Annotated in this window: 7 protein-coding genes; 4 read left to right on the plus strand and 3 right to left on the minus strand. The window is 59.8% G+C overall.

Annotated features, from left to right (window positions below; all coding sequences use genetic code 11):
• Positions 1-4 precede the first annotated feature (4 nt).
• The 3 genes from pgeF to ACOX7T_RS07965 all read right to left on the minus strand — a co-directional run bounded on the left by pgeF (position 5) and on the right by ACOX7T_RS07965 (position 4,793).
• Positions 5-814: a peptidoglycan editing factor PgeF gene (gene pgeF / locus ACOX7T_RS07955; RefSeq protein ID WP_433441568.1), complete on the minus strand. Its 810-nt coding sequence runs from the start codon at positions 812-814 to the stop codon at positions 5-7.
• A gap of 425 nt (positions 815-1,239) precedes the next feature.
• Positions 1,240-3,999 (minus strand): preprotein translocase subunit SecA, encoded by a 2,760-nt coding sequence (gene secA / locus ACOX7T_RS07960; protein WP_433441570.1) that lies wholly within the window; start codon positions 3,997-3,999, stop codon positions 1,240-1,242.
• A gap of 257 nt (positions 4,000-4,256) precedes the next feature.
• Positions 4,257-4,793 (minus strand): DUF2284 domain-containing protein, encoded by a 537-nt coding sequence (locus ACOX7T_RS07965; RefSeq protein WP_433441572.1) that lies wholly within the window; start codon positions 4,791-4,793, stop codon positions 4,257-4,259.
• A 244-nt stretch (positions 4,794-5,037) separates the two neighbouring features.
• On the opposite strand from ACOX7T_RS07965, the gene ACOX7T_RS07970 reads away from it, so the two are divergent.
• From ACOX7T_RS07970 to ACOX7T_RS07985, 4 genes are all read left to right on the plus strand, one after another.
• On the plus strand, positions 5,038-5,913 hold the full coding sequence (locus tag ACOX7T_RS07970) for a DUF3298 domain-containing protein (protein ID WP_433441574.1): 876 nt from the start codon (positions 5,038-5,040) through the stop codon (positions 5,911-5,913).
• Between the two features lie 24 nt (positions 5,914-5,937).
• A complete protein-coding gene (gene rlmD, locus ACOX7T_RS07975) occupies positions 5,938-7,305 on the plus strand; it encodes a 23S rRNA (uracil(1939)-C(5))-methyltransferase RlmD (protein WP_433441576.1) in 1,368 nt (455 codons plus the stop codon).
• A gap of 294 nt (positions 7,306-7,599) precedes the next feature.
• Positions 7,600-8,094 carry a nucleotidyltransferase domain-containing protein gene (locus tag ACOX7T_RS07980; RefSeq protein WP_433441578.1) on the plus strand — a complete coding sequence of 165 codons (495 nt, stop codon included), beginning with the start codon at positions 7,600-7,602 and terminating at the stop codon, positions 8,092-8,094.
• A 162-nt stretch (positions 8,095-8,256) separates the two neighbouring features.
• Positions 8,257-8,892: a Vat family streptogramin A O-acetyltransferase gene (locus tag ACOX7T_RS07985; RefSeq protein WP_433441580.1), complete on the plus strand. Its 636-nt coding sequence runs from the start codon at positions 8,257-8,259 to the stop codon at positions 8,890-8,892.
• The last annotated feature ends 21 nt before the right edge of the window (positions 8,893-8,913 follow it).

The raw sequence follows: 8,913 nt of genomic DNA on the forward strand, positions 1-8,913 counted from the left end.
TCTGTCAGTCCGTCAGGGCGATGGCTGCCCCCTGGCTGCCCCGCTCCCCCCTGGTCACCCGGTGGGACCAGTACTTGTCGTGGAGGCAGACGGTGCAGTCGGAGGACACGGCAATGTGGTCCTCCGTCAGCCCCTGCCGGAGGAGGCGGTGGGTGTTGATACCCTTCAAATCCACCCGGAACTTGCCGCCGGGCCATGGGTCGATGAACTTCAGCGCCCCGGCGCCCAGGGCGGCGGTCATGGCGTTGGGCACGTCCTCGCCGGTCTCAAAGCAGCAGCGGGAGATGCCCGGGCCGATGGCGGCCCGGATGTCCTCGCTGCGGCAGCCGTACAGGTCCCGCATCTTCTCGCAGGCCCGCTCCACAATGCCGCTGGCGGTGCCCCGCCACCCGGCGTGGACGGCAGAGACCACCCGGCGGACCGGGTCGTGGAGGAGGATGGGCAGGCAGTCGGCGGAGAACACCACCAGGCACAGTCCTGGTACGTCGGTAATGAGGCCGTCGGCCTCATAGTCCGGCTTCCGCGCCAGGCCGGAGCCCGCGTCGGCAGCGGTGCACACCCGCACGGTGTCCCCATGGACCTGGCTGGAGAACACCACTTTATCCACATCCGCGCCGATGGCGGTGCAGAAGCGGCGGTAATTCTCCTCCACAGCCCGCCGGTCATCCCCCCGGTTCACGCCCAGGTTGAGGGAGGCGTAGATACCCCGGGACACGCCGCCCAGCCGGGTGGAAAAGCCGTGGACCACGCCGGGGCCCATGTCGGCGCCCTGACCGAAGGTGACGCCGTTTACCGTTTTCTCTGTAAACTCCATACTTTCCCCTTTAAAAGAAAAGTGAAAAATGAAAAGAAAACCCAAAAGGCAGTCCCGGAGGGAGGAAAATCTCCTCCCTCCGGAGGTTGTCAGCCCTTATTACGTTTCACTTTCCATTTTTCACTGCTGCCGGGCGCTGCCCGGTGTATCGTTTATTCGGGATGCCCCAACCGCCTTACTGCTCGTCGGGATGATAAGGCGCGGGCGCTTCCTGCGGGAAGCGCGGGTATCACGGCCGCGCCTTCCGGGGGGCACCAGTTCCCCCCGGAAGGCCCGCCCCACGGAAGGCTCTTCCGTGGGGACCCCGTTTTTCCCATCTGCTCGGGCGGAATGAATCCGCCCGGCATCAAGGTTTTGGCAGAAGCCAAAACCTTGGCGCGCCGAGGGCGCGATCTCGCATCCGCTCGCAGCGGGCCGCAATCGCCTTACTGCTCGTCGGGGTGGTACTCCTTGCAGGTGCACTTCTTCCACTTCAGGCCGCTGCCGCAGGGGCAGGGGTCGTTGCGGCCCACTTTGACCACTTTCTTGGTGGGCTGCTTCTTCACAGTGCCGTCGTCGGCGCCGCTCTCGCCGGTGACCTTGGCCACCCGCTCCCGCTTGACCTCGCCGCCCACTCTGACCCGGGCCAGGAACAGGCGGCGCACCGTCTCCTCCTGGATGGCGGCGATCATGTTCTCAAACATCTCGTAGCCTTCCCGCTTGTACTCCACAACCGGGTCGTGCTGGCCGTAGCCCCGCAGGCCGATGCCCTGGCGCAGCTCGGTCATGGCGTCGATCTCGTCCATCCAGTACTCGTCCACCACCCGGAGCATGACCACGCGCTCCAGCTCACGCATGAGGGGCTCGCCCAGCTCCTGCTCCTTGCGGGCATAGAGCTCCCGGGCCTTGCCGGCCACCAGCTCCACCAGCTCGTCGGCGGTGTAGCCCTCCAGCTCCTTGTCGCTGAGCTTGAGCTCCTCGGGGTGGAGGAACACGCCCCGGAAGGGGGCCACAGCCTCGCGGAACTGCTCGGCGTTCATATGCTTCTGCTCGCCCATGTGGCCGTGGACGGCGTTGGCAATGACGGTGTGCATCATGTTCTGGACAGCCTCCTGGAGGTTGTCCCCGTCCAGCACCCTGCGGCGCTGCTCATAGATGACCTTGCGCTGGGTGTTCATCACGTCGTCATACTCCAGCACTGTCTTGCGGGTCTGGAAGTTCTTGGACTCCACCCGCTTCTGGGCGGACTCGATGGCGTTGGTGAGCATCTTCTGCTCAATGGGGGTGTCCTCGTCCACGCCCAGGGTCTCCATCATGCCCATCACCCGTTCGGAGCCGAACAGGCGCATAATGTCGTCCTCCAGGGACAGGTAGAAGCGGCTCTCGCCGGGGTCGCCCTGGCGGCCGGCACGGCCGCGGAGCTGGTTGTCGATACGGCGGGACTCATGGCGCTCGGTACCCAGGATGAACAGTCCGCCGGCGGCGCGGACCTTCTCAGCCTCGCCCTTGATGGCCTCCTTATACTTGGCCTCGGCCTCGGCGAACATCCTGCGGGCATTGAGGATCTCCTCGTTGTCGGTCTCGGCAAAGCCGGTGGACTCGGCGATGAGCTCATCGGACAATCCGGCCTTGCGCAGGTCGTTCTTGGCCAGGAACTCGGCGTTGCCGCCCAGCATAATGTCGGTACCGCGGCCGGCCATATTGGTGGCCACGGTGACGGCGCCCAGCTTACCGGCCTGAGCCACGATCTCGGCTTCCTTCTCGTGGAACTTGGCGTTCAGGACGTTGTGCTTGATGCCCTTGCGGCGGAGCATCTCGCTGAGCTCCTCCGACTTCTCGATGGACACGGTGCCCACCAGCACGGGCTGGCCCTTGGCGTGGCACTCCTCGATCTGCTTAACCACGGCGCGGAGCTTGCCGGCCTCGGTCTTGTAGACCACGTCGTGGTGGTCGATACGGGCCAGAGGCTTGTTGGTGGGAATCTCCACGATGTCCAGCTCGTAGATGGTGTTGAACTCGTCCTCCTCGGTCATGGCGGTACCGGTCATGCCGGAGAGCTTGCCGTAGAGGCGGAAGTAGTTCTGGAAGGTAATGGTGGCCAGGGTCTTGGACTCGCGGGCCACCTGGACCTTCTCCTTGGCCTCGATGGCCTGGTGCAGGCCCTCGGAGTACCGGCGGCCGTACATCAGGCGGCCGGTGAACTCGTCGACAATGATGACCTCGCCGTCCTTGACCACGTAGTCCTTGTCCCGGCGCATCAGGCCCCAGGCCCGGATGGCCTGGTTGATGTGGTGGGACAGGGTGGTGTTCTCGGGGTCGGCCAGGTTCTCGATGTTGAAAGCCTTCTCCGCCTTCTCGATGCCCCGGGCGGTGAGGGTGACGGTACGGGCCTTCTCATCCACCACGTAGTCGGCGTCCAGATTGGGATCTTCCTCCTCCTTCTCGTCCACGCTGGCCACCTTCTTGGCCTTCAGGCGGGAGACAAAGGAGTCCACAATCTGATACAGCTGGGTGGACTGGTCGCCCTGACCGGAGATGATCAGGGGGGTACGGGCCTCGTCGATGAGGATGGAGTCCACCTCGTCCACGATGGCGAAGGCGTGGCCCCGCTGGACCATCTCCTGCTTGTAGATGGCCATGTTGTCACGCAGGTAGTCGAAGCCGAACTCGTTGTTGGTGCCGTAGGTGATATCGGCGGCGTAAGAGGCGTGGCGCTGGGCGGGGGACACCTCGTGGATGACCAGGCCCACGGTCAGGCCCAGGAAGCGGTAGAGCTTGCCCATCCACTCGCTGTCGCGCTTGGCCAGGTAGTCGTTGACCGTGACGATGTGGACGCCCTCGCCGGTGAGGGCGTTGAGGTAGGCGGGCAGGGTGGCCACCAGGGTCTTGCCTTCGCCGGTCTTCATCTCGGCGATGCGGCCCTGGTGCAGGATGATGCCGCCGATGAGCTGCACCCGGTAGGGGCGCATGCCCAGCACGCGCCAGGAGGCCTCCCGGCAGACGGCAAAGGCCTCGGGCAGGATATCGTCGGTGGTCTCGCCGTTTTTCAGGCGGGCCTTGAACTCGTCGGTCTTGGCCCGGAGCTCCTCATCGGTGAGGGCCTTGTAGGGCTCCTCCAGAGCCTCAATCTTCTTTACAAGGGGCTCGATCTCCTTGAGCTTCCGCTGGGAGCTGGTGCCGAAGATCTTCTTGAGCAGGTTACCCATTTCTCGTTCACCTTTCTTCCGTGCATTGGCAAAGGCCCGGGCCACATGGCTCCCGGCCGGAATTTCCTAAGTTAGCAGTATACCATAAACCGCCCCAATAAAAAAGTAGAAATTATGAACAAACAAGCGGGAGGAAAAAGTCTTTTTGTCGCTCATCGGCGGGGATTTCCACTGAAAAAAGGTCGGTTTGGAAATTCTGCCCGCCGGGTCCGCCGCAGAAAGCGCGCCCCCGCCCGGGACGGGCGGGGGCGCGCTGTTCAGTCGATGAGTACACAGGAGGTATAGGTCATGGTTCTGGGGCCGTAGTAGTACTTCATGCCCGACTGCTCACACACCCGGGAGACAAAGAGCCCGTAGGCCTCCATGGAGGGGATGGCCTTGTCGGGGAAGCGGCAGGGCGCGTCTGGGTAGGTGCAGGTCTCGCAGATGCAGCAGGCCCCCGAGGCCATGGCCAGGCAGTCCGGCCAGATGGCCCTCAGCCGCTCCACCAGCCGGGAAAAGCGCTTCTTCTGCAGCTCCTCCAGCTCCTGCATGGTTTCCACGTCGAAGTCGTCCTCCAGCTCTGCGGTGGACTGGACCAGGATGCCCCGGTGATACTTTCCCGCCCGGGCGGCAGTCTCCTCCAGCGTGCCGCAGGCGGGCGGGCAGGTCCAGCACCGGCCGTACATGCGGCACCGGTCGGCGGCGCACATCTCCCGCACCTCGGGCAGGAACTCCAGAGCCTCCATATTGACCGCCCCCGCCTGGGAAAAGCCGCATTCCAGGGCCAGGGCCACAATTTCCTCCGTTGTCAAGGTGTTTTCCCCCTCTGTCCCCTCCGCCGCGGAGGGGCTGTTTTTTCCAGTATAACACCGCGCTGGAGAAAACGGGTAAGAAAAAATTGCGATTTTTGTTTTATTTTTGTTGTCCCGCCGTATTTTCCGCGCCGCACGGCCAATTCTCCGCCCGGTTTTTCCTTTCCCCATTTACGCCGCTTTTCTTTGGTGGTACAATATATTCTGTATTGGTATCCGCATTTTTGCCGGAAAAGGAGCTTCTATGAAACGCCGAATTTTCTCTCTGGCCGCCGGACTTCTGCTGGTGCTCTCGGCCTGCGCCCCGGCCGCCCCACAGTCCTCCCAGGAGCTGATCTATCCCACATCCCACCCCTCCTCCACCCCGTCCCCCACGGAGAGCCAGTCCCCCCAGCCCACGCCCGGGGTTTCCGCCGCCCCCACCCCCACAGAGAGCCAGGCCGCCCAAGCGGAAGCGCCGGTGTGGGGCGTCCAGGAGAGCCAGTGCTCCCAGAACGACGACGAGGACACCGACGTGCTGCTGGTCCAGGGCAAATTCTCCCTGCCCCTGATTGAGAACGCCGAGGGGGTGCCCGCCTACGAGGCCATAAACCAGTGGTATCTGGACCTGTCCGCCGGCCTGCGGAGCGACACCCTGGCCAACGCCGGCCAGGCGGACGCGGACTATGCCCTGTCCAAGTCCATGGGGTACGCCTTCACCTACTATACCGACGAGGAGAGCTACGAGATTACCCACCAGACCAGCCAAATGGTGAGCATTCTCCGCACCCATTACGGCCACACCGGCGGCACCTACCCCACCCTGCTCTACATGGCCGACCACTTCGACCTGACCACCGGCGAGGTGCTCACCTTTGACGACCTCTTTACCGACCCGGACGCCGCCGCCGCCATCGCTCTGCAGGAGGTGCTCCGCCAGGCTGCCCAGGGAGACGCCAACGGCACCACCTACGACGCCGCCCTGGCCGAGAGTCTCTTCAAGCGGGAGAACTTCTATCTCACCGCCGACGCGGTGGTCTTTTTCTACCAGCCCCAGGACCTGGCCCCCAACGCCGCCGGCGCCCCCACCTTTGCGGTGCCCCGGAGCCTGTTCGGGGACCTGCTGGCCGACTGGGCCTGACAACTCTGACAATTTGGTGATACTATGCTCAACTGCAACGTAAAGGTAAACGACGTGTGCCGCCTCATCATTGAGGGGTACACTGCCGACGGCACCGGCGTGGCACGGCTGGACGGGATTGTGGTCTTTGTCCAGGGGGGCGTCCGGGGCGAGGAGTGCGACGTGCACATCGAGAAGGTGGGCCGGAGCAACCTGTTCGGCCGGGTGGTGCGGGTGTTCCAGCCCTCCCCCGCCCGGATCATGCCCCAGTGCATCCACTACACCAAGTGCGGCGGCTGCCAGTTCCGGCACATGAACTACGCCGAGGAGCTGGAGGCCAAGCGCATTCGGGTGGAGGACTGCCTCCAGCGCATCGCCGGGCTGGATGTCATGGTGCCCGTCATCCACGGGGCCAAGGACACCCGCCGGTACCGCAACAAGGTCCAGTTCCCCGTCCAGCCCGGGCCGGAGGGCCCCCGGGTGGGCTTCTACCGTCAGCGGACCCATCAGGTCATCTCGGTGGAGGACTGCCTGCTCCAGCCGGAGATCGCCGCCCGGCTCCGGGCCGCCGCGCTGTCCTGGATGCAGTGGCGCAATATCTCCGCCTATGACGAGGCCACCGGCCGGGGTCTGGTGCGCCATATGTACGTCCGGGTAAACCGGGCGGGGCAGTCCCTGTTCTGCCTGCTGGTCAACGGCAAGTCGGTGCCCCACGAGGAGGACCTGACCCGCGCCCTGCGGAACGTGGAGCCGGGGCTGGTTGGCGTGGTGCTGGGGGTCAACGAGAAGAAGAACAACGTCATCCTGGGCGACTCCTACCGCACCCTCTGGGGCCAGGATTGGCTGGAGGACACCCTGTGCGGCTTTACCTTCCGGCTGTCGGTGCCCTCCTTCTACCAGGTCAACGCCAATCAGGCCGAGGTGCTCTACGGCTGTGCCCTGGACTTCGCCGGTCTCACCGGCAAGGAGACCGTGCTGGACCTGTACTGCGGTATCGGCACCATCAGCCTGGTGATGGCCCGGCAGGCCGGCAAGGTGTTCGGCGCCGAGGTGGTGCCCCAGGCGGTGGAGGACGCCAAGGAGAACGCCCTGCGCAACGGGGTGAACAACGCCGAGTTTCTCTGCGGCGACGCGGGCGAGGCCGCCCGCACCCTGGCTGCCCGGGGCGTGAAGCCAGACGTGGTGTGCGTGGACCCGCCCCGGAAGGGCCTGGCCGAGGACGTGGTGGACACCATTGCCGCCATGGCCCCGGAGCGGATTGTGTACGTCTCCTGTGACCCGGCCACCCTGGCCCGGGACGTGAAGCGGTTTACCGGCCTGGGCTATACCCTCCGCAGGGCCGAGGCAGTGGATATGTTCCCCCGCACCGCCCACGTTGAGACGGTAGTATTGATGTCAAGGGCGAAAGAGTGAGTGTGTGAAAAAGCCTTAAATATCAAGGCTTTCAGCACACATGGGCGTAAAACCCATTGAACGAAAAACATGAAAATATCGCTTCGTGGAAACAAGTCCAAAGGGGCTGTTTTGATAGTCAAGTGGTCAGGTTAGATGTCATAGCCCTGCGAGTGGTCGAGTTAGATGTCAGGGGTCATGAGTGGTCAGGTTAGATGTTTTTTCGGGGGTTTTTGAGGTTGTGTGGTCAGGTTTGATGTTGACTAAAAATGTGTTTATTGAAGCGAAAGATTTAAATTTGAACGGAGGGGTTGCATGGTAAATGAAAAAGATGCCATTGAGATAATTTTTTATGCCGAAGAAAATGAGATTGCCATTTGGTTAGATGGCGGCTGGGGAGTTGATGCTCTCTTAGGTGAGGAAACAAGGGTCCACAACGATATTGATTTGTTTGTGGAAAAAAGCAATAGCAAAAAATTTCTTGAAATAATAAAAGAAAAAGGCTTTTCTGAAGTTATCGAAGCATATACCACTACAGATCACACGGTTTGGAAGGACGCTAAAGGTAGGATAATCGATCTTCATATATTTGAATTCGATGAACAGGGATACCTTGTTTTTGAAGGAGAAGCTTATCCTCCAGAAGTGTTTAGTGGTATCGGGAAAATAGGAGATAAAGTGGTAAAGTGTATAGATGCTAAGAATCAAGTTTTATTTCACCTGGGATATGAGTATGATGAAAATGATGTTCATGATGTAAGACTTTTGTGCGAGAGGTTTAATATTCCTATTCCTAATGAATATAAATAACTGACAAATTTTAATTTGTCTTTGAGCCTAAACGCAAGAAAAAGTAAGGCTGCCTATTTAAAATTACTTTCTACTATTGTCGAGGTTTTATGCCAGGTTGAATGTCGGCTCCGAGACTGACTATTTACATAGGAACGACCGAAACTATAAGGAGAATTATATATGCAATATGGACCAGATCCAAATTCTATTTATCCGAATGAAAAAATAAAAAGCGTATGCTATATTAAAAATGTAATCACACGCCCAAATATTATCGTCGGTGATTACACCTATTATGATGATATCAATGGGCCGGTACGGTTTGAGGAGCGCGTTACACATCACTATGAATTTTTAGGTGATAAGCTCATCATTGGGAAATTCTGCGCTATAGCAAAAGGTATCGAGTTTATAATGAACGGTGCGAATCATAGAATGTGCAGCGTCACTACTTATCCATTTAATATCATGGGACATGGTTGGGAAAAGGCCACTCCGACACTTGGGGATTTACCTTTCAAAGGAGATACTGTTGTTGGCAATGATGTGTGGATAGGTCAAAATGTCACTGTAATGCCCGGCGTGCATATTGGTGATGGAGCAATTGTTGCTGCCAATTCAGTAGTTACAAAAGATATACCGGCTTATCATATTGCAGGTGGCAATCCTATCAGAATTATTAAGAAAAGGTTTGAGGATGAACTCATTGGCTATCTGCTGGAATTAAAGTGGTGGGAATGGCCTGCTAAAAAGATTTTTGATAACCTTGAGGCTTTGTGTAGTGCCGACCTTGAAAAAATAAAGGAGATAAAATGAGCGTGTACTCGAAAGAAGAAC

This window comes from Pseudoflavonifractor sp. (assembly GCF_050943825.1).
Classification (GTDB): Bacteria; Bacillota; Clostridia; order Oscillospirales; family Oscillospiraceae; genus Pseudoflavonifractor.

Coding starts and splice junctions, on each gene's coding strand:
- secA (WP_433441570.1), bottom strand. CDS start 3,999: ATGGGTAACCTGCTCAAGAAGATCTTCGGCACCAGCTCCCAGCGGAAG.
- ACOX7T_RS07970 (WP_433441574.1), top strand. CDS start 5,038: ATGAAACGCCGAATTTTCTCTCTGGCCGCCGGACTTCTGCTGGTGCTC.
- pgeF (WP_433441568.1), bottom strand. CDS start 814: ATGGAGTTTACAGAGAAAACGGTAAACGGCGTCACCTTCGGTCAGGGC.
- ACOX7T_RS07980 (WP_433441578.1), top strand. CDS start 7,600: ATGGTAAATGAAAAAGATGCCATTGAGATAATTTTTTATGCCGAAGAA.
- ACOX7T_RS07985 (WP_433441580.1), top strand. CDS start 8,257: ATGCAATATGGACCAGATCCAAATTCTATTTATCCGAATGAAAAAATA.
- rlmD (WP_433441576.1), top strand. CDS start 5,938: ATGCTCAACTGCAACGTAAAGGTAAACGACGTGTGCCGCCTCATCATT.